21 protein-coding genes are annotated in these 25,707 nt (G+C 65.0%); 9 read left to right on the top strand and 12 right to left on the bottom strand.

Translation table 11 applies throughout. The features are described from left to right. Positions 1-22: 22 nt before the first annotated feature. The 3 genes from nadA to nadC all read left to right on the top strand — a co-directional run bounded on the left by nadA (position 23) and on the right by nadC (position 3,791). Entirely contained in the window at positions 23-1,126 is a 1,104-nt protein-coding gene (nadA, locus tag XH91_RS26255; RefSeq protein ID WP_128953275.1) for a quinolinate synthase NadA, read from the top strand. 164 nt (positions 1,127-1,290) lie between these two features. Continuing rightward, positions 1,291-2,901: an L-aspartate oxidase gene (locus XH91_RS26260; RefSeq protein WP_128953276.1), complete on the top strand. Its 1,611-nt coding sequence runs from the start codon at positions 1,291-1,293 to the stop codon at positions 2,899-2,901. 11 nt (positions 2,902-2,912) lie between these two features. After that, a complete protein-coding gene (nadC, locus tag XH91_RS26265; protein ID WP_128953277.1) occupies positions 2,913-3,791 on the top strand; it encodes a carboxylating nicotinate-nucleotide diphosphorylase in 879 nt (292 codons plus the stop codon). Between the two features lie 6 nt (positions 3,792-3,797). On the opposite strand, the gene XH91_RS26270 is transcribed toward nadC, so the two are convergent. The 3 genes from XH91_RS26270 to XH91_RS26280 form a co-directional block, all read right to left on the bottom strand. After that, positions 3,798-5,258 (bottom strand): cell wall hydrolase, encoded by a 1,461-nt coding sequence (locus XH91_RS26270; RefSeq protein WP_164934170.1) that lies wholly within the window; start codon positions 5,256-5,258, stop codon positions 3,798-3,800. Between the two features lie 508 nt (positions 5,259-5,766). Then, a complete protein-coding gene (gene ppdK, locus XH91_RS26275) occupies positions 5,767-8,727 on the bottom strand; it encodes a pyruvate, phosphate dikinase (RefSeq protein WP_164934169.1) in 2,961 nt (986 codons plus the stop codon). A 96-nt stretch (positions 8,728-8,823) separates the two neighbouring features. After that, positions 8,824-8,979 carry a DUF3096 domain-containing protein gene (locus XH91_RS26280; RefSeq protein WP_128953280.1) on the bottom strand — a complete coding sequence of 52 codons (156 nt, stop codon included), beginning with the start codon at positions 8,977-8,979 and terminating at the stop codon, positions 8,824-8,826. Positions 8,980-9,203: 224 nt separating this feature from the next. Between XH91_RS26280 and XH91_RS26285 the strand changes: the two genes are divergently transcribed. After that, entirely contained in the window at positions 9,204-9,557 is a 354-nt protein-coding gene (locus tag XH91_RS26285) for a DUF1236 domain-containing protein (RefSeq protein ID WP_128953281.1), read from the top strand. 276 nt (positions 9,558-9,833) lie between these two features. Here the strand turns inward: XH91_RS26285 and glyS are convergent, their stop codons facing one another. The 6 genes from glyS to XH91_RS26315 all read right to left on the bottom strand — a co-directional run bounded on the left by glyS (position 9,834) and on the right by XH91_RS26315 (position 15,580). Next, positions 9,834-12,062, bottom strand: a complete 2,229-nt coding sequence (glyS, locus tag XH91_RS26290; RefSeq protein ID WP_128953282.1) for a glycine--tRNA ligase subunit beta — start codon at positions 12,060-12,062, stop codon at positions 9,834-9,836. After that, positions 12,062-13,009, bottom strand: a complete 948-nt coding sequence (locus tag XH91_RS26295; protein WP_128953283.1) for a glycine--tRNA ligase subunit alpha — start codon at positions 13,007-13,009, stop codon at positions 12,062-12,064. Before XH91_RS26295 ends, glyS begins: the two co-directional genes overlap by 1 nt. Positions 13,010-13,160: 151 nt before the next feature. Beyond that, positions 13,161-13,352: a hypothetical protein gene (locus XH91_RS26300; protein WP_128953284.1), complete on the bottom strand. Its 192-nt coding sequence runs from the start codon at positions 13,350-13,352 to the stop codon at positions 13,161-13,163. A 115-nt stretch (positions 13,353-13,467) separates the two neighbouring features. After that, positions 13,468-14,376: a S49 family peptidase gene (locus tag XH91_RS26305; protein WP_128953285.1), complete on the bottom strand. Its 909-nt coding sequence runs from the start codon at positions 14,374-14,376 to the stop codon at positions 13,468-13,470. Positions 14,377-14,592: 216 nt separating this feature from the next. Then, complete coding sequence (locus XH91_RS26310; RefSeq protein WP_128953286.1) at positions 14,593-15,360, bottom strand: tRNA1(Val) (adenine(37)-N6)-methyltransferase; 768 nt, start codon at positions 15,358-15,360, stop codon at positions 14,593-14,595. Continuing rightward, positions 15,353-15,580 carry a putative signal transducing protein gene (locus tag XH91_RS26315; protein WP_092227450.1) on the bottom strand — a complete coding sequence of 76 codons (228 nt, stop codon included), beginning with the start codon at positions 15,578-15,580 and terminating at the stop codon, positions 15,353-15,355. Before XH91_RS26315 ends, XH91_RS26310 begins: the two co-directional genes overlap by 8 nt. Before the next feature lie 131 nt (positions 15,581-15,711). Here XH91_RS26315 and XH91_RS26320 point away from each other — a divergent pair, with 131 nt between their 5' ends. From XH91_RS26320 to XH91_RS26335, 4 genes are all read left to right on the top strand, one after another. After that, positions 15,712-16,719 (top strand): polyprenyl synthetase family protein, encoded by a 1,008-nt coding sequence (locus XH91_RS26320; protein ID WP_128953287.1) that lies wholly within the window; start codon positions 15,712-15,714, stop codon positions 16,717-16,719. 469 nt (positions 16,720-17,188) lie between these two features. Then, positions 17,189-17,704: a winged helix-turn-helix transcriptional regulator gene (locus tag XH91_RS26325; protein ID WP_128953288.1), complete on the top strand. Its 516-nt coding sequence runs from the start codon at positions 17,189-17,191 to the stop codon at positions 17,702-17,704. A gap of 1 nt (position 17,705) precedes the next feature. Next, positions 17,706-18,968, top strand: a complete 1,263-nt coding sequence (gene fabF / locus XH91_RS26330) for a beta-ketoacyl-ACP synthase II (RefSeq protein ID WP_128953289.1) — start codon at positions 17,706-17,708, stop codon at positions 18,966-18,968. 137 nt (positions 18,969-19,105) lie between these two features. Further along, on the top strand, positions 19,106-19,981 hold the full coding sequence (locus XH91_RS26335; RefSeq protein ID WP_128953290.1) for an alpha/beta fold hydrolase: 876 nt from the start codon (positions 19,106-19,108) through the stop codon (positions 19,979-19,981). Here the strand turns inward: XH91_RS26335 and XH91_RS26340 are convergent. The 3 genes from XH91_RS26340 to XH91_RS26350 form a co-directional block, all read right to left on the bottom strand. Next, entirely contained in the window at positions 19,978-20,862 is an 885-nt protein-coding gene (locus tag XH91_RS26340) for a 4-(cytidine 5'-diphospho)-2-C-methyl-D-erythritol kinase (RefSeq protein ID WP_128953291.1), read from the bottom strand. The two genes, XH91_RS26335 and XH91_RS26340, sit on opposite strands and share 4 nt — an antisense overlap. A 29-nt stretch (positions 20,863-20,891) precedes the next feature. Next, complete coding sequence (locus XH91_RS26345; protein ID WP_128953292.1) at positions 20,892-22,688, bottom strand: tetratricopeptide repeat protein; 1,797 nt, start codon at positions 22,686-22,688, stop codon at positions 20,892-20,894. Positions 22,689-23,013: 325 nt separating this feature from the next. Then, positions 23,014-24,675, bottom strand: coding sequence for an electron transfer flavoprotein-ubiquinone oxidoreductase (locus XH91_RS26350; protein WP_128953293.1), 1,662 nt, complete (start codon positions 24,673-24,675; stop codon positions 23,014-23,016). Positions 24,676-24,811: 136 nt separating this feature from the next. Between XH91_RS26350 and XH91_RS26355 the strand changes: the two genes are divergently transcribed. Then, positions 24,812-25,618 carry a uracil-DNA glycosylase gene (locus tag XH91_RS26355; protein ID WP_128953294.1) on the top strand — a complete coding sequence of 269 codons (807 nt, stop codon included), beginning with the start codon at positions 24,812-24,814 and terminating at the stop codon, positions 25,616-25,618. Positions 25,619-25,707 lie beyond the last annotated feature (89 nt).

Genomic DNA, 25,707 nt, shown 5'->3' on the forward strand with positions numbered 1-25,707 from the left:
TTGACATGCACGGGAGGCTTCGATGCCGATAGCTGGAATTTACGGCCCTGATGATTTCGCCAACCGGCCGCAGGGCCAGGCCACCCCCACTCCATCAGCGCCGGCGCGATCCGCTCCCACGCTGCCGCGCCCCTCGCTGGAATGGACCAGCGAGGTCGAGCGCGCTACCGCGCCGATCTACCAGCGCGTCAAACATGTGATCCCGTCGATCGAGTGGCCGCTGATGGCGCCGACCATTCACGCGATCAACCAGCTCAAGCGCGAGCGCAATGCGGTGATTCTCGCGCACAATTACCAGGCGCCGGAGATCTTTCACGGCGTCGCCGACATCGGCGGCGACTCGCTCCAGCTCGCCGTCGAGGCGACCAAGGTGAAGGCGGACGTCATCGTCCAGTGCGGCGTCCACTTCATGGCGGAGACGTCGAAGCTGCTCAATCCGGACAAGACGGTGCTAATCCCGGATTCCCGCGCAGGCTGCTCGCTCGCCGCCAGCATCACCGGCGCCGACGTGCGGCTGCTTCGCGAAAAATTTCCAGGCGTGCCTGTCGTCGCCTATGTCAACACGTCGGCCGAGGTGAAGGCAGAGGTCGACATCTGCTGCACCTCGTCGAACGCTGTGCAGGTGGTCGAGAGCCTGAACGCGCCGCGCGTGATCTTCCTGCCCGACCGTTATCTCGCGACCTATGTCGCCTCGAAGACCGACGTGAAGATCATCGCCTGGAAGGGCGCGTGCGAGGTGCATGAGCGCTTCACCGGCGAAGAGCTGCGCGCCTTCCGCGACGCCGACCCCTCCGTGCAGATCATCGCGCATCCGGAATGTCCGCCTGATGTGCTGGCGGAAGCCGACTTCACCGGCTCGACCGCACATATGATCAATTGGGTGCGCGAGCGGCGGCCGAAGCGCCTCGTGATGATCACGGAATGCTCCATGGCTGACAATGTCCGCGCCGAGCTGCCCGATGTGGAGATGCTGCGCCCCTGCAATCTCTGTCCGCACATGAAGCGCATCACGCTCGCCAACATTTTGGAGAGCCTGCTGACATCAGGCGAAGAGGTGACGATCGATCCGGCGCTCGCAGCGCGGGCGCGGCGCTCGGTCGAGCGGATGATCAATTTGAGGAACTGAGGGTGAGCCATGGCGACACCCACAGTGTCGTCCCGGCGAAGGCCGGGACCCATAACCACAGGGAGATGTGGTTGCGAAGAACAGCGTTACACAGCCCCGCGAACCAATAAGTGCTGCGGCGTATGGGTCCCGGCCTTCGCCGGGACGACGATGAGGAGAGAGCCATGACAACAAACAACATCCACAACCTCACCCGCACCACCGACGACGTCGTCATCGTCGGCGGTGGCCTCGCGGGATTGTTTTGCGCGCTGAAGCTCGCGCCGCGGCCGGTGACACTGATCTCGGCGGCGCCGCTCGGACAGGGGGCGTCGTCCGCATGGGCGCAAGGCGGCATCGCGGCTGCCGTCGCCGACGGCGATACTCCCGAAGCGCATGCCGCCGATACGATTGCGGTCGGCGGCGGCATCGTCGATGAAGCGGTCGCACTCGGCATCGCGCGCGAGGCACCCTCGCGGATCCACGATCTCATTGCCTATGGCGTGCCGTTCGACCGCGATCTCGAAGGCCGGCTTGCCGTGGGGCGGGAAGCGGCGCATTCGGCGCGGCGGATCGTGCATGTCCGCGGCGACGGCGCGGGCGCGGCGATCATCGCGGCCCTGGGCGAGGTTGTACGCCGCACGCCATCGATCCGCCTGGTCGAAGGTTTCGTCGCCGAAGCGCTGCTGACCGAAGACGGCGCCGTTACCGGACTTCAACTGCGCGAGGCCGACAATTTCGCGTCGAGACGCGTCGTGATCGCCTCGCGCGCGGTCGTACTCGCGACCGGCGGCATCGGCCATCTCTATGCCGTCACGACCAATCCGGCTGAAGCCAATGGATCGGGCCTCGCGCTCGCAGCTCGCGCCGGCGCCGTGGTCGCCGATCCGGAATTCGTACAGTTTCACCCGACCGCGATCATGGTCGGCCGCGATCCGGCACCGCTTGCGACCGAGGCGCTGCGCGGCGAAGGCGCGACATTGATCAACGGCGAGGGCGAGCGCTTCATGCTTGCGCAGCATCCCCTCGCCGAGCTCGCGCCGCGCGACATCGTGGCGCGCGGCGTGTTCGCCGAAATCGCGGCAGGGCGCGGTGCCTTCCTCGATGCGCGGCAGACGCTGGGCAGGCGCTTCGCCGACAAATTCCCGACGGTGCATGCAAGCTGCATCGCCGCCGGCATCGATCCCGCGATGCAGATCATCCCGATCGCGCCGGCCGTGCACTATCACATGGGCGGCATCGCGGTCGATGCACGCGGCCGCAGCTCGATCGATGGGCTCTGGGCCGGCGGTGAAGTGTCGTCGACCGGCATGCACGGCGCCAACCGGCTTGCGTCGAATTCGCTGCTCGAGGCCGTCGTCTACGCCGCGCGCATCGCCGACGACATCGCCGGTCACGCGATCGCTTCGCCTGCCCGCCTCCCCGACGCGCTGGTGACGCCGCGCGGCGGCGCGCCGGATGCGGCCACCGTAAGGCGCTTGCGCGCGATCATGACCTCGCATGTCGGCGTGATCCGTGAGCGCGACGCGCTCGCGGAAGCCGTGCGCAATTTCGCTGCGCTCGAGCGCTCAGCAACGAGCATCGCGGTCCGCCACATGGCGACAGCGGCTCTGCTCGTTGCGTCCGCGGCCTGGAGCCGGTGCGAGAGCCGTGGCGCGCATTTCCGCTCCGACCATCCGCAGGAGGCGCCAGCGCTGGCGCAGAGAACGATGACGACACTCGCCGGGGCGCGCGAGGTCGCCGACGGACTCAGCGCACATTCCACGCCGCGCATCGCCCAATCCATGATCGCCTGACGGAGCTTGTCATGATCACCCCGACTTCCCTGCTCTATCCCGACGCCTTCCTCTCTGCACTCGCCATCGATGATGCCGTGCATCGCGCTCTCGACGAGGATCTCGGCCGCGCCGGTGACATCACCTCGCTCGCGACGATCCCGGAAGCGACCAAGGCGCAAGCCGACCTGGTTGCACGCCAGTCCGGTGTCATCGCCGGCCTGCCGCTGGCGCTGGCGACGCTGCAAAAGCTATCGACCGACATTGAAGTCCGCGCGCATGTCCGCGACGCCGCACGCGTCGTCCGCGGGCAGCAGGTTTTGACGATCTCAGGACCGGCCCGCGCGATCCTCACCGCGGAACGGACCGCATTGAATTTCGTCGGCCGCCTCTCCGGCGTCGCGACACTCACGGCCGACTATGTCGCGCGCACCGAGGGCACGAAAATGCGCATCTGCTGCACGAGAAAGACCACGCCGGGATTGCGAGCGCTGGAAAAATACGCGGTGCGTTGCGGCGGCGGCTTCAACCACCGCTTCGGCCTCGACGATGCCATCCTGATCAAGGACAACCACATCGCGGTTGCCGGCGGCATCCGCCCCGTGCTGGAACGTGCTCGCGCCCTTGCCGGCCATCTGGTCAAGATCGAGATCGAGGTGGACACGCTCGACCAGCTGCGCGACGTGCTCGCCACTGGCCTCGCCGATGCGGTGCTGCTCGACAACATGGACCTCGCGACGCTGCGCGAGGCCGTCAGGATGACGGAAGGTCGCCTCGAGCTGGAGGCTTCCGGCGGCGTCACGCCGGACTCGATTGCGGCGATCGCGGCGACCGGCGTCGATTACGCCTCGTCAGGCGCGCTGACGCATTCGGCGCCGAATTTCGACTGCGCGGTGGATATCGAGATGTGAGGAGGCTTAGCGTCGCTCGGTCACGCCCATCTCGGCGGAGCTCTTGGCCTCCTGGACGAGTTCGGCCGAGAGCGCGGCGGTCTGTGCCGGCGTGCCCCAGCTCGGTTCTTCCTCGCCGTCGCCCCAGGCGCGCGGCCGGTAGAAGGTGTGCACGCCGGTCCTGTACATCTTCTTCATCTCGGCGACCCAGGACGGACGCACCCAATAGGCGTGGTAATGCGTAGACTTGCCGACTTCCGGCAACCAGATCTGGCCGTCGAGCATCGCCTTCGAGATCTTCTTGGCGCGATCCCACATATCGGGCTCGCGGATCACGTCGGGATTATTGTCGCAGGCAAAAGTGAACTGGCAGGCGAAGTGGCGGTACTTGTTCTGATAGACCACGCCGCAGACGGTGTCGGGATATTTGCCTGAAAACACCCGGTTCATCACCACCTGCGCGACGGCGATCTGGCCGCGCACGGCCTCGCCGCGGGATTCGAAATAGACGGCTTCCGCGAGGCACTTTTCCGATTTCGCGCGCGATTTCTCGTCGAGCGCCAGCCGCTCGGCCGGCGATTTGGCGCGCTGGTTGTCGGCGTTGACCTCACCCTTGGGCGCGACGCTCTCCCCGCTCTCGGCGGCGCTGGCGGCGTCTTCGTTCGGCGCCGACAGCGAGGCCAGCTTCATATCGGGATCGGGCGCCACAATCAGCGGCTCGGCGCCGGGTTGCCAGCTCTCGATGCTCTCGAGGTTACCGCCCAGCGAGGAACTGCCGAAGAACAGGTTCGAGGTCTTGACGCTGAAGGGATCGCGCGGCGGCGCGGCGACCGTTGCCGGCTTCAACGCGTTGAGCGGCTGGGCTGCGAGGGACAACGCGTTGTCATCGGCCCTCGGCGGATTTGTATATTGAGCCAAGGGCGGCGCACGCATCGCCTCCTGAAGCTCGGGATCGAGCGCGGCCGCTGATTCCGGCGACATTGCCTGCGGCTGCACCGCGGGCAGCTCGGCCGTTTTCGCGCCGAACACGGAGCTATTCGAGGTCGCAGGATTTTCCTGCGCGGGCGTCGCGGCCGGAGCAACGGGCTCAGGCACTGGCGCAGGCGACGCGGTGGCGAGACGATCGCCTTTCAGCGCGCGATCGACCTTGGGAAAGTCGGAGGCCTGATAACGCGCCGGCGCCTGCAGCACCGGGTTGCGCGAAATGGAACGAGTGACATCGCGGCCATCAAGGCTGGCGAGGCGCACCATTGCGCTCTGCGGCGCGGACGTCCCGATCGGGCGCGAGAAGCTGTAGGTGGCGAGCTGAATGGACGAGGCCGCCGAGAACACCTGCTTCTGCCAGCGCTCGGCGACGCCGGGCTGACGCGCCAGCAGCGAGCCTATGTCCTGATATCCGATCTCTCTCGGCATCAATGCGAAGATGCAGAGACCGAGTCCGAAGGATGCGAACCGCGCACCCTTCGGATGGTTACGCAACACTGACATCGATACGCTCACACTACGCTTACGCCCGTACTGATCGAATTCAGTACATCCGTGCAATTCGATCTTTATCGTGAGTATCTAATTTAGGTTGCCGGGGCGTTAATCCGCGTTGCGGGCGAAGCACACTCAAGCGATTGCAGGTGTTTTCACGGGGCGATGCGATGTGTTGGTAAACGCCGCGTCGCGAGAAGCGGTAAACAATCGGTCAACGCGAATGGTGAAGGAACTCTTGCGCATGCGTATCAATACGGGACGCTGGTGAATTCAGTCGTCAGTGTCTTTGCGAAACGCATCCACATAGTCGGTGTCATGCTCCGCGCAAGCGGGGCATCCAGTACGCCGCTGCCTCTCGGCGTAATCACAACTGCCTCGGCGTACTGGATCGCCCGGTCAAGCCGGGCGATGACGGCGAGTGTGTGGCGACAGCGTCGCCTCAAACGGAAGTCGCCTCAAATGAAAAGAGGCGGTGCAAGCCCCGCCTCTTTCGCATCACCTATATTGCTTCGTCCTACGCCTGGCTCGCGATCGCCTTGCCGAGCGCGGCCTGCGCGGCAGCGAGGCGCGCGATCGGCACGCGATATGGCGAGCACGACACATAGTCGAGACCGACATTGTGGCAGAAGGCGACGGAGGCCGGATCGCCGCCGTGCTCGCCACAGATGCCCATCTTGAGCTTTGCCTTCGTCTTGCGGCCGCGCGCGACGCCGATCTTGACCAGCTCGCCGACGCCTTCCTGGTCGAGCGAGATGAAGGGATCGATCGAAAGGATGCCCTTCGCCACATAGGGACCGAGGAAGCTCGCCGCATCGTCGCGGCTGATGCCGTACGTCGTCTGCGTCAGGTCGTTGGTGCCGAACGAGAAGAACTCGGCGCTCTCGGCGATCTCGGACGCGAGCAGGCACGCACGCGGCAGCTCGATCATCGTGCCGACCTGATAGGCGATCTTGGTGTTGGTCTCGCGCATCACCGACTTCGCGGTGGCGTCGATGCGAGCCTTGACCAGGTCGAGCTCGGCCTTGGTCGCGATCAGCGGCACCATCACCTCGAGGCCGACGGCCTTGCCGGTGCGCCTCTCGGCCTCGACCGCGGCTTCGAAGATCGCACGGGCCTGCATCTCGGCGATCTCAGGATAGGCGATCGCGATACGGCAGCCGCGGAAGCCCAGCATCGGATTGAACTCCGACAGCTCGCGCGCACGGTCGGCCAGGCGCCGCGGATCGGTGTTCATGGCACGCGCCACTTCCTCGACCTCGGCATGGGTGTGCGGCAGGAACTCATGGAGGGGAGGATCCAAAAGCCGGATCGTGACGGGCAGCCCCTTCATGATCTCGAACAGCTCGACGAAATCGGCGCGCTGCATCGGCAGGAGCTTTGCCAGCGCGGCACGGCGCGACTGCTCGTCCTCGGAGAGGATCATTTCGCGCACCGTGCGGATGCGGGTCTCCTCGAAGAACATGTGCTCGGTGCGGCACAGGCCGATGCCTTCCGCGCCAAACTTGATCGCGGTGCGGGCGTCGTCGGGCGTGTCGCCGTTGACGCGGACGCCGATCTTGCGGACCTGGTCTGCCCAGTTCATCAGCGTGCCGAACTCGCCTGACAGTTCCGGCTCGATCATCGGCATGCGGCCGGCCAGAACCTGGCCGAGCGAGCCGTCGATGGTGATGACGTCGCCGGCCTTGAAGGTGCGCGAGCCGATGCTCATGGTGCCCCGGCCGTAATCGACGCGGATGGTGCCGCAGCCGGAGACGCAGGGCTTGCCCATGCCGCGCGCGACGACCGCCGCGTGCGAGGTCATGCCGCCGCGCGTGGTCAGGATGCCTTCGGCGGCGTGCATGCCGTGGATGTCTTCCGGGCTGGTCTCGATGCGGACCAGAATGACCTTGCGCCCGTCGCCCTGGAGCTTGGCCGCTTCGTCCGACGAGAACACGATCTCGCCGGAGGCCGCACCTGGCGAGGCCGGCAGGCCGGTCGCGATCACGTCGCGCTTGGCGTTGGGATCGATGGTCGGATGCAGCAGCTGGTCGAGCGAGGCGGGATCGATCCGCGTCACCGCTTCCTTCTTGGTGATCAGGCCTTCATTGGCGAGCTCGACCGCGATGCGCAGCGCGGCCTTCGCGGTGCGCTTGCCGCCGCGGGTCTGCAGCATCCACAGCTTGCCCTGCTCGACCGTGAACTCCATGTCCTGCATATCGCGGTAGTGCTTCTCGAGCAGCGTGTAGATCCGCGTCAGCTCCTTGAAGGCCTCCGGCATCGCCGCTTCCATCGACGCCTTGTCGGAGCCGGATTCTTTCCGCGCTTCCTCGGTGATGTCCTGCGGCGTGCGGATGCCCGCCACCACGTCCTCGCCTTGCGCGTTGATCAGGAATTCGCCGTAGAGCTTGCTCTCGCCGGTCGAGGGGTTGCGGGTGAAGGCAACGCCGGTCGCCGAGGTCTCGCCCATGTTGCCGAACACCATGGCCTGCACGTTGACCGCGGTGCCCCACGATTCCGGAATGTCATGCAGCTTGCGATAGGTCACCGCGCGCGCGTTCATCCAGGACGAAAACACCGCGCCGACCGCGCCCCAGAGCTGGTCGTGCGGATCCTGCGGGAAATCCTTGCCGGTCTCGCGCGCGACCGCGTCCTTGTACTTGCCGACCAGATCGACCCAGTCCTCGGCGGTGAGGTCGGTGTCGAGCGTATAGCCCTGGCTGTCCTTGAAGGTGTCGAGGATTTCCTCGAAATGATGATGCTCGAAGCCGAGCACCACGTCGGAATACATGGTGATGAAACGGCGATAGCTGTCATAGGCGAAACGACGATCGCCCGAGAGCTCCGACAGCGCTTCCACCGTCCGGTCGTTGAGACCGAGATTGAGCACGGTGTCCATCATGCCCGGCATCGAGGCGCGCGCGCCTGAACGCACGGAGACCAGCAGCGGGTTCTTGGTGTCGCCGAACACCTTGCCGGTCAACTTGCCGACGTAGTCGAGCGCCTTCTCGACCTGCGACTGCAATTCCTTCGGATAGGATTTGTCGTGGGCGTAGAAATACGTGCAGACCGAGGTCGGGATGGTGAAGCCGGGAGGCACCGGCAGGCCGAGATTGGCCATCTCGGCGAGGTTGGCACCCTTGCCGCCGAGCAGGTCGCGCATCTCCGTCCGGCCCTCGGCCTTGCCGTCGCCGAAAGTAAAGACCCATTTGTTGGCCGGCACCTTTGCCGGAGCGCTCCTGGCTGGAGCCGCCTTCGCAGCAACTTTCGGTGCAACCGCCTTGGTCGCAGCCTTCGCGGCGGGCTTTGCAGCACCCTTGGCAGCACCCTTGGCAGCACCCTTGGCAGCACCCTTGGCAGCACCCTTGGCGACCGGCTTCGGGGCGCTCTTCACAGAGCTTTTGGGGAGCGCCTTGCGGGCTGCCGGCGCGGCTTTCGCCTTAGCGGAAGGCTTTGATTTCGCTGGGAGTTTCTTAGGCTTCGAGGCGGCTTTGGCCATAGCTTGCACACAACCTGCGAGAGGAATGGGAAATCGCGCGCCTTACACCACTTTGAGCAGGCCCGCGCAAGTCGAAGAGTTCCGGAAAATGAAGGCCTAGAGATGGAGCCACTTCAACAGACCGAGCCCGATCGCACCGTTGAGGATGAGAAAGATCGCCACGATGAAGTTGAGCAGGCGCGGCATGATCAGGATGAGAACGCCCGCAAGCAGCGACAGCAGCGGCGAGATGTGGGCGACGGTGAGGTGCATGAATTATCTTTCCCAAGGGATGAGGCGAATCGCGGCGGGATCATAGCGGACCCCGTTTCGCCCGTAGAGACGCGTGAAGGTCGATACGGGTTCCCTGCTCCGCGAAAACTGCCCGAAATTGCCGCGTATGCGGCAAGGCTTTTTCCGGAACATCACGCCCGGCGCAGCATTGGCAACCGGTCGCGCCACTGGCGCCGGCTGAAGTCAATTCGAAGGAGTTGCCCATGCGGAACAGGATTCTTGCCCTAGCAGCGCTCGCGGCCGCGATCGGCTCGCCCGTCGCGGCGCAGGCGCAAACCGGGATCACAGTGGGACGTGCGCCTGTCGTGATCGATAACGGCCCGACGATTGCGGTCGAGCAGCGGCCGGCTTTCCGCGACTATGTCGTCGAGCAACGTGTGCCGGCCTTCCATATTCCCGATCGCGTCGTGGTCGGTGCCACCTTACCTGAAACCGGCATCACTTATTATGACGTGCCGCAACGTTTCGGCGCGACGACGTATCGCTACACGGTCGTGAACGGCGAGACCGTGCTGGTCGAGCCGCGCTCGCGGCGCATCGTCGAGGTGATGAACTAGCAAACGTTGCCGTTCAACTCGATGTCCGGCGCGCCACATCAATCAGGCTGGCGCGAGCAGTGCAATCGGACATCAGGCCCCGCCCGGTCTTCCCCCCGCCGGGCGGGGCATTTTTTGTGCTTCGCGTGCGCACGCTCTTGTGTCCCGGACAAGGCGCAGCGCGCAAAGCGCTGCGGCGCAGAGCCGGGACCCAGGAGCTCCGAGCACGGAGCCGGCATGGGCCCCGGCTCTGCAGCGCACCGCTAAGTGGCGCTGCGCTGCGTCCGGGGCACGAGCCTAGTCCTGGATCTTCGAGAAATCCGCCACCGCACGCGTGGCGCTGCGGATCTCGTTCAGCAGCTTGAGCCGGTTCTCGCGCACCTTGGCATCGTCGTCATTGACGCGCACCTTGTCGAAGAACGCATCGACCGGCGGACGCAGCTTTGCCATCGCGCTCATCGCGGCGGCGAAGTCTTCCTTGGCGACGGCTGCATTTGCTTCCGCCTTGACCTCGTCGATCGCCTTCGCCAGCGCCTTTTCTTCACCGAGGCTGTAGAGCGCAGCATCGGGCGCACCGTCGAAGCTGCGCTTGTCCTTCTTCTCCTCGATCGCGAGGATGTTGCTGGCGCGCTTGGTGCCGGCGAGCAGGTTCTTGCCGTCATCGCTCTCGAGGAACTTGCCGAGCGCCTCGACGCGGCGGACGATCATGAGGAGATCGTCCTGCCCGCCGAGCGCGAACACGGCGTCGACGAGATCGTGACGCGCGCCCTGCTCGCGGAGCTGGACCTTGAGGCGGTCGGCGAAGAAGGCGAGGAGATCAACGCTGTTCTTGCGAACCCGCCTGTTGTTCCATTCAAAGCCCGCGTAGCCGACCGCAACAAAGTGGTCCCCACCTTGCTTTTGTCCGCTAGCATGCGCCAATTGCTTGAATGTCTTGTCAACCGTCTGAGAATGATGATCAAACAAGGCAACCATTTCAATTCGCAGGTTGTTTTCGAGGATCAGCCTGATCACGCCTAACGCCGCGCGACGCAACGCATACGGGTCCTTGCTTCCTGTCGGTTTCTCATCGATTGCCCAGAAGCCTACGAGCGTGTCGATCTTGTCAGCCAGCGCCACGGCAACGCTGACCGGATTAGTCGGCACGCGATCAGCGGGGCCTTGCGGCTTGTAATGCTCCTCGCAAGCAGCGGCGACGGAGGCGTCTTCACCCTGCTCGAGTGCGTAATACTTGCCCATCAGTCCTTGAACCTCAGGGAATTCTCCCACGACCTCGGTGAGCAAATCCGCCTTGGCAAGCTTCGCTGCTTGCTCGACGTCGTTGACGTATTTGGCCGCGCTCCCGCCATAGCTTTTTTGGCCCACTTGCAACTGAGGCTCAACAAGATTGGCGATCTGAGCAGCCAACGCGACAATTCGCCCAATACGCGCGGCCTGCGTGCCGAGCTTCTCGTGGAACACGATCTGCTCGAACTTCGGCAGGCGGTCCTCGAGCTTGGTCTTCAGGTCCGTCTCGTAGAAGAACTTCGCATCGCTCAGCCGGGCGCGGATCACGCGCTCGTTGCCTGAGACGATGACCTTGCCGCCGTCGGTCGCCTCGATATTCGCGGTGAGGACGAACTTGTTGGTCAGCCTCCCGGTCTTGGGATCCCTGACCACGAAGCATTTCTGGTTGTTGCGGATGGTGGCGCGGATCACCTCGCCGGGAGTCTTCAGGAACTCCTGCTCGAACGAGCCCATCAGCACGACAGGCCATTCGACGAGGCCCGAGACCTCGTCGAGCAGGTTCGGGTCCTCGACGAGCTCGAAGCCCTGCGCGAAGGCAAGCTGCTTGGCGTCGGTGAGGATCGCATCCTTGCGCCTGTCGGGGTCGAGCACGACCTTCGCATCCAGGAGCTTGGCTTCGTAGTCCTCGAAGCGGCGGACGGAAATGGCGGACGGCGCAAGGAAGCGATGGCCGTAGGTGGTCTGGCCGGCCTCGATGTCGTCGACGGAAAACTTCACGACATCGGGCTCTTCGGTCTCGAGGCCGAAGGTCGCGGTGATCGCGTGCAGCGGACGCACCCAGCTCAGCGCGCCCGGCTTGGCGGAGCGCGCACCCCAGCGCATCGATTTCGGCCAGGGGAAGGTGCGGATGATCACGGGCAGGATTTCCGCGAGCACGTCGATGGCGTCGCGGCCGGGCTTCTCGATCAGGCCGATGTAGAAATCGCCCTTCGGGTCGCGCTGGATCTTGGCCTCATCCAGCGACTTCAAGCCGGTCGCTTTCAGAAAGCCCTGCACGGCCGCATCGGGCGCGCCGACTTTAGGTCCGCGGCGTTCAGTCTTGAGATCAGGCTGGCGCGCGGGGATGCCGTGGACGGTGAGCGCAAGACGGCGCGGCGTCGCGAACGCTTTCGCGCCTTCATAGACCAGGCCTTCAGCGACGAGTTTCTCGGTGACCAGGCGGCGCAGATCGTCGGCCGCCTTGGCCTGCATGCGCGCGGGGATTTCTTCCGAGAACAGTTCAAGCAAAAGATCGGGCATCAGGCCGCTCCACCGGCTTCGGTGTGCACCCAGGCTTCGCCGCAGGCTTTCGCCAGTTCGCGAACCCGGAAGATGTAGCTCTGTCGCTCCGTCACCGAAATCACGCCGCGCGCGTCGAGCAGGTTGAAGACATGGCTCGCCTTGATGCACTGGTCATAGGCCGGCAGCGCCATCAGATGCGCCTCGCGCTTGCCGGACTCCGGGTTTGTCTGCCAGCCGGCATCGAGGTACTTCTTGCAGGCCGCTTCGGCCATCTTGAATTGCTCGAACAGCATCGCGGTGTCGGCATGTTCGAAATTGTGCCGCGAATATTCCTGCTCGGCCTGGAAGAACACATCGCGGTAGCTGACCTTCTCGGCGCCTTCGCGGCCGTTGAAGTTCAGGTCCATGATGCGGTCGACTCCTTGCAGATAGCAGGCGAGCCGTTCGAGGCCGTAGGTGAGCTCACCCGCGACGGGGGCGCATTCGACGCCCGCGACCTGCTGGAAATAGGTGAACTGGCTGACTTCCATGCCGTCGCACCAGCACTCCCAGCCGAGACCCCAGGCGCCGAGCGTCGGGCTTTCCCAATCGTCCTCGACGAAGCGGATGTCGTGGATGGCGGAGTCGATGCCGATGGCGGCGAGCGACTTCAGGTACAGCTCCTGAAGGTTCGGCGGCGACGGCTTGAGGATGACCTGGAACTGGTAATAGTGCTGCAGCCGGTTCGGGTTCTCGCCATAGCGGCCATCCTTGGGCCGGCGCGAGGGCTGCACATAGGCGGCATTCCACGGCCGCGGCCCGAGCGCGCGCAGGGTCGTCCCGGGATGGAAGGTGCCGGCGCCGACTTCCATGTCGTAGGGCTGCAGGATCACGCAGCCGTAATCCGCCCAATAGCGCTGCAGGGCCAGGATAAGGCCCTGGAACGAGCGGTCCGGGCGCATATGGGCGGGCAATGAGGCGTCCATCGTCAGATCAGGCTCTCGCGGGGGGTTTGAATCGCGCGGGACCGTATCGACGGCGGGGATGGGAATCAAGGCAAAGGGGGCGGAAATGGCCGTCATTCCGGGGCGCCCGCAGGGCGAGCCCCGGAATGAAGGTGCGCGTGGAAGACTCGGCCTATCCCGGCCTATAGGCCCCGGTCACGGGGTCACGCTTCAGCGTCTGGATATTCCCCATGTGGGCGGCCTCGGCGACGCGCGACAGGCGCATCTCCTCCAGCTCCTCGTTGATCCTGAGTGCGGTCTTGTAGGCCCAGCGGACCACGGCAAGCCCGCCCAGGACGCCCGCAAATGCGACGAACGGCGGCATCGGTCGATCCTCGTGTAGTACTCAGCCCCCACACCCATATTCGCGCAGTCCGGGCCGCGCCGCAATTGGCTCGGCTCCTGATCCCCTTGGACCAAATGGCGCGGGAGGTCCGAACCTAGAACCCGAATTTCGCCCAAATCGCCCGCGTCTCGACCGCGGAGATCAGCTCGTCCGGCAGCCCGGCCATTGATTCCATGGCCGAAAGCTGGCCCGCGCCGGGCGATTTCCGCCCCAACAGGTTGGACAGCAGCCCGCTCGGCTGTGCGATCACGGGGGTGAGAACCTTCTCGCCATAGCGGGCACGAAGAGTTGAGCGGAGATCGCCGATACCGTCGGCCAGCCCGAGCGCGATCGAGCTCTCCCCGGCCCAGTACTCGCCGGTGAACAGGGTGTCGTCCGCGCCCTTGAGTCTTGCGCCGCGGCTGTCCTTCACCAGCGCGATGAAGATCTGGTGGATCTCGCGCTGAAGCGCCTTCAGCTTGGCGACGTCATCAGGATTTTCCGGGAGGAACGGATCGAGCATCGCCTTGTGGGCGCCTGCCGTGTAGAGCCGCCGCTCGATGCCGAGCCGCTTGATCGCCTCCTGGAAACCGAAGCTGCCGCCGACCACGCCGATCGATCCCAGGATCGAGGACGGGTCGCAGAAGATCTCGTCACCGGCGCAGGCGATCATGTAGCCGCCGGAGGCCGCGACGTCCTCGACGAACACCAGCACGGGCAGCTTCTTCTCCGCCGCGAGCTGCTTGATACGCAGATAGACCTGGCGCGACTGCACCGGCGAGCCGCCGGGCGAATTGATCACAAGCGCGACCGCCTTGGCGTTCCGGTACGAAAACGCCCGCTCCAGCACGCGCGCGACTCCCGCCAGCGTCATGCCCGGACGCAGCGGCGTCACCGCGCCGATGACGCCTGACAGCCGCACCACGGGCACCACCGCAGCACCGGGGCGGAAGCGCGCCGGCAGATATTGCATGAGCTTGTCGGCCAGGCCGGAATTCTCACGATCGTTCAATTGTTCGGCCATGCCGTCACCTCTGGTTAACCCTTATTTATCACGCGACTGTCATTGCTGGTGCCTGGAACGTGTTTTGCAGAATCCCTGCTGGGAAGCTGCAATGAGGCAGCGGAGGAAACGACATGAAGATCTATCTGCTGCTGATGCTGATGGGCGCGCTCTTTACGGCGATTCGCTTTACGTCCCGGCCGGAACAGCAGTCGGAATCGCTTCCCCAGTAAGCCGTCACGGCTCCGCCAGCGGCAAGACCGCTCTCCCTTCCAGAATATTCCGTACCTCTTTTTTAGGCACGCGTGACTCATCATTGAGCATGAGGCCCGGCAGCAATCGCGTCGGCGCTCGTCCGCCTTTGACCGCGCGCACCAGCACGCGGATCGCAGGACGTCCCACTTCACCATGAACCGGCAGGACCGACAGGCTGCCGAAGCCGCGTGACAGCGCTGCCAAGACGTCCGCGATTCCGTCAGCGCGCCAGATCAAGGTCAGCACACCGTTCGACCTGAGAATGCGCCGCGCTGCATGCACCCAGGCCTGCAGCGTCTCGTCCGTCGCGACATGCGCGGTGTGACGCGCCTGGTCCGGCGAGCCGCGGTGCCGCGCGGGATCGTTGAAGGGCGGGTTCATCAACACGCAGTCGGCGCTGTCAGGCAAGAGCCCAACGCCTGCGAAGGCCTGCGCATCGGCGGTAACGTCGAGCACGATCACGTCAGCGACGATCGCATTGGCGGCTGCATTGGCGCGCGCGAGCGCGGCCAGTTCCGGATCGATCTCGACGAGGCAAAGATTGATCCCACCGGCGCGCCGGGCCAGCGCGAGGCCGGCCGTGCCGATGCCGGCGCCGAGATCGACCACATGATCGCCGTCGCGGGCCTCGGTCGCGGCCGCAAGCAGAATGGCGTCGTGTCCTGCCCGGTGGCCGGATCGCTTCTGCTTGAGCAGCAACTGGCCGCCGAGAAAGGCGTCCTCGGTGAGATCTGTGACGACGTCAATCATCGCCGCGCAATTCGTGACTGAGGCCCGCTTCGGTCAGCAATTGCCGGGCCTCGCTGGCATCGTCCTCATGGACCAGGATCCGCCTGGGCAGCACGCCGAGCGAGCCCTCGATGATGCTCATGTTCTGGTCCAGCACCAGATGATGGATGTTGGCGCCGTCGAGCAGCGCGCCGATCGCCGACACCAGCACGATATCGTTGGTCCGAACCAATTCACGCAAGACGAGCCTCCTGCCCGAAGGGGGTGAAAGCGGCAAATGTCAATGGTTCCACAGGCCTTGCCGCATCCCCGTCCAGTTTCTATTGTCTTTCCATCAGAATAGCCCCTCCGGGGCAAATATTGGAGACCGGCGTGGCCGTCATCGTACCTTTCGAAACTCCCGGCGCGTCGATCGAAGAGCTGGTTGCCCTTGTGGCCCCCGACATGGAGCGCGTCAACGCCACGATCCTGTCGCGGACCGGATCTGACGTGACCATGATCCCGGAGGTCGCCAACCATTTGATCTCCTCCGGCGGCAAGCGGCTGCGGCCGATGCTGACGCTGGCGATGGCCAACCTCGCCGGCTACACCGGCGACGGCCACATCAAGCTCGCTGCCTCCGTCGAGTTCATGCACACCGCCACGCTGCTCCACGACGACGTCGTCGACGAGAGCGAGATGCGCCGCGGCAAGCTCTCGGCGCGCATGCTCTGGGGCAACGAGGCGAGCGTCTTGGTCGGCGACTTTCTGCTCGGCCAGGCCTTCCGCATGATGGTCGAGGTCGGCTCGCTGCGCGCGCTCGACATCCTGTCGGCTGCCGCCGCCACCATCGCCGAGGGTGAGGTGATGCAGCTTGCCGCCGCCAAGAACACGGCGACCACCGAGGACGAATATCTCGCCGTGATCCGCGGCAAGACCGCCGAGCTGTTCGCCGCGGCCTGCGAGGTCGGCCCCGTGATCGCCAACCGCCCCAAGGCCGAGCAGACCGCCTGCCGCTCGGTCGGCATGAATCTCGGCATCGCCTTCCAGCTCGTCGACGACGTGCTCGACTATGGCGGCAAGAGCGCGAAACTCGGCAAGAACACCGGCGACGATTTCCGCGAAGGCAAGATCACCCTGCCCGTCGTGCTCGCCTTCCGCCGCGGCAACGACACCGAGCGCGCCTTCTGGATCAGGGCGCTGGAACGCGGCGAGATCGGCGATGCCGATCTCGACCATGCCATCGGCCTGATGAACAAGCACCGTGCGCTCGAGGACACGCTCAGCCGCGCCCAGCACTACGGCGCCATGGCGGTAGACGCACTCGCGCTGTTCCCATCCTCGCCGATGAAGAGCGCGCTGGAGCAGGTGGTGGCATTCTGCCTGGCACGGTCGCATTAGGCTTTCGCGCTTAGGTCTGGGTGCTCTTCAATCATCGGTGTCGTCCCGGCCAAGGCCGGGACCCATACCGCCTGATCTATCGATAGAACAGGTGTGCCGGTACCAATAACGACCATTCCGACCCAAACCACTCCCTGTGGCTATGGGTCCCGGCCTTCGCCGGGACGACAGCGGTGAGTTAGGCCCCGGCCGTCTCCTCATCATTGCGAGCCGAGCGAAGCGATCCAGAATCCCTTGCGGAAACAGTCTGGATTGCTTCGCTACGCTCGCAATGACGGAGTATGTCGCGCGGCAATCGCTCAGCAGCTTGCATCTCAAACCGCAGCGACAAGGTCTGTCACAGCAGCGACTCTCGCCACACCAACAGTGTCACAGTCGCGTCCCTCCAACCCATCACCCGCTCCACCCCATATCCGTTCGTGTTCGCAGTTACTTGCATTTTGCAAGTCACTCCACTACCTTTCCCGCCATGCAGCCCAAATCCCCCTCCATCCAGGAATGTCCGGTCGGCCGCGCCGTGGAGATGGTGGGGGAATGGTGGAGCATCTTGATCCTGCGGGATGCGCTTCAAGGATCGACGCGCTTTGACGAGTTCGAGCGCAATCTCGGCATTGCGCCGAACATCCTGTCGCGGCGCCTCGCCCATCTCACCAAGACCGGCATGTTCGTCCGCCGCCGCTATCAGGAGCGGCCGCCGCGTTACGAATATGTGCTGACCGACAAGGCGCGGGATTTCTTTCCGGTGATCGCGACGCTGCTGGCCTGGGGCAACAGGCATCTCGCGCCGAAGGGCGAATCCATCCTGCTGGCCGACAGGAACGATCGTCGGCCGCTCGATCCGATCGTGGTCGACGCCGCCGACAGGCAACCGATCACGCTCGCCAATGCAGTTGTGATCGCAGGCCCGGCCGCGAGCCGCCTGATGCGGCGGCGGCTCACCTCGCTCAAAGCCATGAACCCGGACCTCGCGCCGGCTGGAGATTGACATGCGTCGTATCGTCGTGACGGGAATGGGCGCGGTGTCGCCGCTCGGCTGTGGTGTCGAGATCTCCTGGCGCCGGCTGCTTGCCGGCCAGAGCGGGCTGCGCCCGCTGCCGCAATGGTCGCAGGCCTTGCCCGGGCGTACTGCCGGCCTCGTGCCCGACAAGGCCGATGACACCGAAGGCGGCTTCGACCCGGCGCAGGCCGCAGCGCCAAAAGACCAGCGCAAGATGGACCGGTTCATCCTGTTTGCCCTGCTCGCTACCGCTGAAGCGGTCGCACAGGCCGGATGGACACCGCAGGATGCATCTGCGCTGGAGCGGACCGCAACGGTCATCGGCTCCGGCGTCGGCGGCTTCCCGGCCATGGCGGAGGCCGTGCGCATCACCGAGCAGCGCGGCCCGCGCCGGCTGTCGCCGTTCACAATCCCCTCGTTCCTCGCCAACCTCGCCGCCGGCCACGTCTCGATCAAATATGGCTTCAAGGGTGCGCTGGGCACGCCGGTCACGGCGTGTGCCGCCGGCGTGCAGGCGATCGGCGATGCCGCACGCATGATCCGATCAGGCGAAGCTGATGTGGCGATCTGCGGCGGCGCGGAAGCCTGCATCGACATCGTCAGCCTCGGCGGCTTTGCGGCGGCCCGCGCGCTGTCGAGCGCCTACAACGACGAGCCCACGCGTGCCTCACGCCCGTTCGATCGCTACCGCGACGGCTTTGTGATGGGCGAAGGCGCCGGCATTCTGGTGATCGAGGAGCTGGAACATGCGCTGGCGCGCGGCGCGACGCCGATCGCCGAGCTCGTGGGATATGGCACCACCGCCGATGCCTATCACATGACGTCGGGTCCACCCGACGGCGACGGCGCCCGCCGCGCCATGGAGATCGCACTCCGGCAGGCAAACCTTGCGCCCTCAGACGTACAGCACCTCAACGCGCATGCAACCTCGACACCGGCCGGGGACGAGAGCGAGCTTGGCGCGATCGGCGCGCTGTTCGGCCGCAACAAATCCATCGCGGTCAGCGCGACCAAATCGGCAACCGGCCATCTGCTCGGCGCCGCCGGCGGCCTGGAGGCGATCTTCACCGTGCTCGCCCTGCGCGACCAGATCGCACCACCGACGCTCAATTTCGAAAACCCGGATGCGGGCGCGGAAGGGATCGACATCGTTTCCGGTGCTGCGCGTCCGATGCCGATGCAGCACGCGATCACGAACGGCTTTGGCTTCGGCGGGGTGAACGCCAGCGCGATCTTCCGCCGCACCGGCTAGCGGGCGCGGAAGCTCCGTGATTCAACCGACGCCTGGCGGCGGAACGCCCCCGAAGCGAGCGTGAGCGATTGCTTGTCGAATGCCTGGCGGCAGGCTAGTTCAGGGCATCTGCCATCAGTCCAGGGGATCGCGACCCGATGCTCGACCCGCAAAGCCGCTTCTATGAATCGCACGGCCTGCGGCTGCATTATGCCGATTGGGGCAACGCGGGCGCGCCGCCGCTCATTCTGGTGCATGGCGGCCGCGATCATTGCCGAAGCTGGGACGCCATTGCCCGCTCGCTGCATCCGCATTTTCATGTGATCGCGCCCGATTTGCGTGGCCATGGCGATTCCGATTGGACCAAGGGCGGCAGCTACGCGCTGACCGAATATGTCTACGATCTCGTCCAGCTCGTCCGCAGCATAGCAGCGCCTCGTGTGACGCTGATCGGCCATTCCATGGGCGGCATGGTGAGCCTGATCTTCTCGGGATCGTTCCCCGAACTGGTCGACAAGCTCGTCGTGCTCGACGGCGTGACGATGCTGCCCGATTCACCCAAGCCACCGACACATGAACGTATCGGCAAATGGGTCAGCCAGCTCGACAGGCTGCACGACCGCACGGCGCGCCGCTATCCAACGCTGGAGGACGCCGCGGCGCAGATGGTGCTTCACAACAAGCGCCTCACCCGTGACCTCGCGCTGCATCTTGCCACGCATGGCGCACGACAGAACGAGGACGGCACCTATAGCTGGAAGTTCGATCCCTATCAGCGTGTCAGCGCACCGCACCGGCTCTGGCCGGAGGATCACACTGCGCTATGGTCGCGCATCGCCTGTCCGACCCTGCTGCTGAACGCCGGCGAGAGCTTTCTCGCCGGCGCGCGCTCGGCCGGCCTGGAGCGCTATTTCCAGCAGGCGCGGATCGCCACCATCGCCGGCGCCGGGCACTGGTTGCAGCACGACAAGCCGGATGAGGTGCTGGGTGAGATCCGGAAATTTCTCGGGCTGGAGGAGGATGGAACGGGCTAGCTCAACGTCCCCGCATGCACCCACCAGCCGGGGTGATCCCTGCGAATCTTCTCTGCGGCGGCATGCGCATCCGCCGGCGCGCCGTAGATCGCAAAGCACGTCGCGCCGGAGCCGGACATGCGCGCCAGCTTGACGCCGGCGGAATCGCGCAAAGCGCCAAGTACGTTGCCGATGACGGGCTCGATGCGCATTGCAGGGGCTTCGAGATCATTGGCGACGGTTTCGAGGACCTCGACCCAGTCCGCGATCGACCCGCCCGTCTCCGGCCAGGCCGGAGCTCCGAGGACCGAGGTGGCCCCGACCAGCAATTCGCCGTTGCGCAGTCCCAGCGCCTGGAACACATCCTTGGTCGCGACCGGCACGCGCGGATTGACCATGACGCAGGGCATGCTCGGCAGAGGCAGCGGCAGCAACTGCTCGCCGACGCCGGTCATATCGCAGGCGCGCGAGAGCAGGCACACCGGCACATCTGCGCCGGTCGACAGCGCAACCTTCTGCAGCCTGGGATCATCGAGCGACAAATTGTTGAGACGCGCGAGCAGGCGCAGCGCCGCGGCCGCGTCCGCCGAGCCGCCGCCGATCCCGGCTGCGACCGGCAAGACCTTGTCGAGCGCGAAGGCACCGAGCTTCAGATTCGGCACGGCTTCGGCCAACAGCTTGGCGGCCTTGAACACGAGATTGTCTGAGGTCTCGCCGCAGGCGGCCGCGAGCGGCCCCGTGGTCGCAAGCTTCAGCTCGCCCCCCGGCTCCAGCGTCAATCGGTCGGCACAATCGGCAAACGCAACCACGCTTTCGAGATCATGATAGCCGTCGGCGCGACGGCCGACCACGCGAAGGCTCAAATTGACCTTCGCGCGCCCTTCTTCAATCAACGCCGCCATCGGCGATACGCCCCCAGAACTTAGCGAGATTAGCCGCCCTTGCCGTCGTCTTTCTTCTTGTCCGCCTGTGCGGCCGAAGAATTCGAACTGTCATCCGTCATGCCGTTGGCGATCTTGGCTTCGATCTTCGGCAGATCGTCCGGCTCGGGCTTGAGGTCGCGGGCGTGCGCCCACTGGAATTTGGCTTCCAGCGTGCGGCCGACGCGCCAATAGGCGTCGCCGAGATGGTCGTTGATGGTGGGATCCTCGGGCTTGAGGTCGATCGCGCGCTCGAGGTTCTTCACCGCCTCTTCGTAATTGCCGATACGGTAATAGGCCCAGCCGAGGGAGTCGACGATGTAGCCGTCGTCGGGACGCTGCTCGACGGCACGCTTGATCATCTTCATGCCTTCGTCCAGGTTCACACCCTGGTCGATCCAGGAATAGCCGAGATAGTTGAGGACATGCGGCTGGTCGGGTTGCAGCTCGAGCGCCTTCTTCATGTCGGCTTCGGCCTTGCCCCACTGCTTGGAGCGCTCCTCGCAGATGCCACGATAATAGTACCAGACGCTGTTGGCCTTGTCGTTTCCGGCCGGCAGCACGTCGATGCCTTGCGAATAGGTCGCACCGCAGTCGCCGAACTTCTTGCGGCCGCGCTCGAGATTGCCGAGCGCCATGATCGCTTCGATATCCTTGGAGTCCTCCGAGATCACGCTCTTGAGGATCTTGATCGCCTCGTCGCTGCGGTCGGCGGAATCCAGGTCAATGGCGAGCTGGATCTGCGCATTGCGCTTCAACGGCGAGGATGACGGCACGCGCTCATAGATCTTGATCGCCATCTGCGGCCGCTTCACCGATTCGTAGAGGTCGGCGAGCGAGAGCAAGGCCAGCGGATGGCTGGGCTGCAGGTAGAGTGCGAGCTGGAGATAGACCAGCGCCAGATCCTCGCCGCCGCGGCGGGTCAGGGTGGCGCCGATGCCGTAGAGCGCCTCGGCCGCACCGGCCTGCGCGGAATCGACCAGCGGCGGCAGCTTCTTGCCGGCCTTGGTCTCGCGCAGCCCCTCCTCGATCAGCGGATGACGGGGGAGCTTCTTGTCGAAGGCTTCATAGACCGCGGTCGCCGAGGCCGCGTCCTTGTTGCGCGACAGCCAGCGTGCATAGGCCTCGCTGACGCGCAGCATGGAATCGTCGAGCTTGTAGGCGCGCTCGAAGCGGACGCCGGCGTCCTTCTCCTTGCCGGCGTTCTCGAGGATCATGCCGGCATGCAGGTCCTTGAACAGCGGATACCATTCCGGGCCCGCCAGCTTGTCGATGGTGGCAACAGCGCCCTTGGCATCGCCGGCACCATAGGCGGCCCAGCCGGACAGCAGCGTCGCGACGAGATCGGTGATGGGTCCCCGAACCGACTGGTTGATGTTGCTCTGCGCGCTCGGATATTTCTTGAGCTTCAGATCATGCACGCCAACCACGAGGCGCGCGATGCGGTTGGTCTTGTCGATGGTGAGAATGCGCTCGGCGAGCTTGACCGCTTCCTCGATGTCGCCGTCGTCGACCGAAGAGATGAAGGCGCGGTCGAGCAGCTCGTTGTTCTTGGGGTCGGTCCGCAGCGCGGAGCGGTAGAAGGCGGCGGCGGAGGTCGCATCGCGCTCGACGCTGGCGTGGCGGGCGGCGAGATAGCTGCCGGCGGTGGTGAGCGACTTCAGATCGTTTCGGGTCGGAAACTGCGCCGCCGTGTCGGCCGGATGGTCCGGCGTCTGCGCCAGCCCCGCGCCGGGGACCGCCATGATCGCAGAGCCGGCAAGGGCGATGGCAGCAGCAGTCCAGCGGTTGAAACGATTTGAAAACATCAGGGCTCGCCTTGAGTTGGTAGTGCCTGGGTTTGAAGCAAAGGCCGTTTCGCGAGCGAACGCGACCGGCGACATGTAACCCGGAACCGTCGGGTCCGGACAATGCCGCTTTTGGCGCTTCGCCGCAAGGATTCGGACCGGGCGATCCCCTCCGCACGCCCCAAATCGGCCAAGTGACCGTTCAAGTGACCGTCAAGAGAGCCCCAAGACGCCGGTACTATGGCCTTATCGTGGCCATGCCCCCCCGTGGTGCTCCCGGGCCCACCCATCATGCGCCCGTTCTCACGCGAACGTGCGCTAGGTCACGTTTGTGACCCGGCGTCCCCTACATCGCCTCGTAGTTCGGGCCGCCGCCGCCCTCCGGGGGAACCCAGGTGATGTTGCCATTGGGGTCCTTCACGTCGCAGGTTTTGCAGTGGACACAGTTCTGCGCGTTGATCTGGTAGCGCGGGCTGGCGCCCTCCTCGACCCATTCATAGACGCCGGCCGGGCAATAGCGGTTCGAGGGTCCGGCGAAGACATCATGCTCGGAGGTCTTCTGCAGGTTCATGTCGGCGACCCGGAGATGGACCGGCTGGTCCTCCTCGTGGTTGGTGTTCGACAGGAACACCGAGGACAGCTTGTCGAACGAGATCTTGCCGTCGGGCTTCGGATAGTTCTTCGGCGCGTGCTGCTTTGCAGGATCGAGCGTCGAGCGATCGGGCTTGGCATGGGACTGCGTGCCGAACAGTGAGGTTCCGAACAGCGTGTTGAACCACATGTCAAAGCCGCCGAGCGCGACACCGAGCACGGTGCCGAACTTCGACCACAGCGGCTTGACGTTGCGGACCAGGAACAGATCCTTACCGACCGACGAGGCCCGCCAGGCGTTCTCGTAGTCGACGACCTCGTCATTGGCGCGATCGGCCGCGAGCGCGGTTGCGACGTGCTCGGCAGCCAGCATGCCCGTACCCATCGCATTGTGCACGCCCTTGATGCGGGGCACGTTGACGAAGCCGGCCGCGCAACCGACCAGCGCGCCGCCGGGGAACGTCAGCTTCGGCACCGACTGATAGCCGCCCTCGGTGATGGCACGCGCGCCATAGGCAAGACGCTTGGCACCTTCGAAGATGCCGCGGATCGAGGGATGGGTCTTGAAGCGCTGGAATTCGTCGAATGGCGACAAATAAGGATCGTCGTAATTCAGATGCACGACGAAGCCGACCGCAACGAGATTGTCGTCGTAGTGATAGAGGAACGAGCCGCCGCCGGTCTTCAGGTCGAGCGGCCAGCCGAAGGAATGCTGGATCAGGCCCTTCTGGTGCTTGGCAGGATCGATCTGCCAGACTTCCTTGAGGCCAATGCCGAACTTCGGCGGCTCGCTCTTGGCATCGAGCGCAAACTTCGCGATCAGCTGCTTGGTGAGGCTGCCGCGCGCGCCTTCGGCGAACAGCGTGTACTTGCCGAGCAGCTCCATGCCGCGGGTGAAGGAGTCCTTCGGCTTGCCGTCGCGGCCGATACCCATGTCGCCGGTGGCGATGCCCTTCACCGCGCCCTTGTCGTCGTAGAGCACTTCGGCGGCGGCAAAGCCCGGATAGATCTCGACGCCGAGCGCTTCGGCCCTTCGCGCCAGCCAGCGGCAGACATTGCCGAGCGAGCCGATATAACAGTGATGGTTGTCCATCAGCGGCGGCATCATGAAATTCGGCAGCTTGATCGCGCCGCCGGCCGTCATCCAGTAGAAGCGGTCATCCTTCACCTGCGTCTTCAGCGGGCAATCCGAATCCTCCCGCCAGTCAGGGATCAGCTTGTCGAGACCGGCCGGATCGATCACGGCACCGGAGAGAATGTGCGCACCGACCTCGGAGCCCTTTTCCACCACGACGACGTTGAGATCGGCATTGATCTGCTTCAGCCGGATCGCCGCAGCCAGGCCAGAGGGGCCGGCGCCGACGATGACGACGTCGAATTCCATGGATTCGCGCGGGGGAAGTTCTTCGGTGCTCATCTGATCTCAGCCCTTGAGACGGTTCCTTGTCATTTGCGCCCCCTTGTTTCCGATTTTTCCGGGTAGGACAACCACGGAAATGCGTTCCGCTGGGATGCAAGGCGCCTTAAGATGAACTAATAGTCTGACTTTCCCAATGATCCCCGAGCCCGCACCCACCGTCCGCGAACTTCTTGCCTTCTATCTGGAGGCCGGCGTCGATTGCGCGCTCGCGGAGGAACCGGTCGACCGCCTGGCGGAATTAGACGCCCCGCCGCCGGCCCCCCGCGTAGCGCCGGTCGAAGCGCCGCGGCCTGTCGCCGCGCCTGCGGTGCTGCGCGGCGAGGCCGCACCTGCGCCTGACGTCGCGATCGCCTCGGCGCGCGAGGCCGCGCGCACCGCGCCGACGCTCGAGGCGCTGCGCGAGCTGATGCAGAACTTCGAAGGCTGCGCGCTCAAACACACCGCGACGCGGCTGGTGTTTGCCGACGGCAATCCGCAGGCGCGCATCATGTTCGTCGGCGAGGCGCCGGGCCGCGACGAGGACATCGAGGGACTGCCGTTCGTGGGCCGCAGCGGCAAGCTGCTCGATTTGATGATCGGCGCGATTGGGCTCAACCGCAGCACGGCCTACATCACCAACGTCATTCCCTGGCGGCCGCCCGGCAACCGCACACCGACACCGCAGGAGACGCAGATCTGCCTGCCCTTCATCCAGCGCCATATTGAGCTCGTGAACCCCGACGTGCTGGTGACGCTCGGCAATCCCTCGACGCAGACACTACTCTCGACCCGCGAAGGCATCATGCGCACGCGCGGGCGCTGGTTCGAGTACGAGACCGGCCAGCGCACCATCCGCGCACTGCCGACCTTCCACCCGGCCTATCTGTTGCGCTCGCCGTCCTACAAGCGGCTGGCCTGGCAGGATCTGCGGGCGATCGCGAAGGTGTTGGCGGCCAAGTGAGAGCAAAAACTCTCCCCGTCATTGCGAGCGCAGCGAAGCAATCCAGAATCTCTCCATTGGGACAGCCTGGATTGCTTCGTCGCAAGGGC

It is taken from the genome of Bradyrhizobium guangzhouense (genome assembly GCF_004114955.1).
Classification (GTDB): domain Bacteria; phylum Pseudomonadota; class Alphaproteobacteria; order Rhizobiales; family Xanthobacteraceae; genus Bradyrhizobium; species Bradyrhizobium guangzhouense.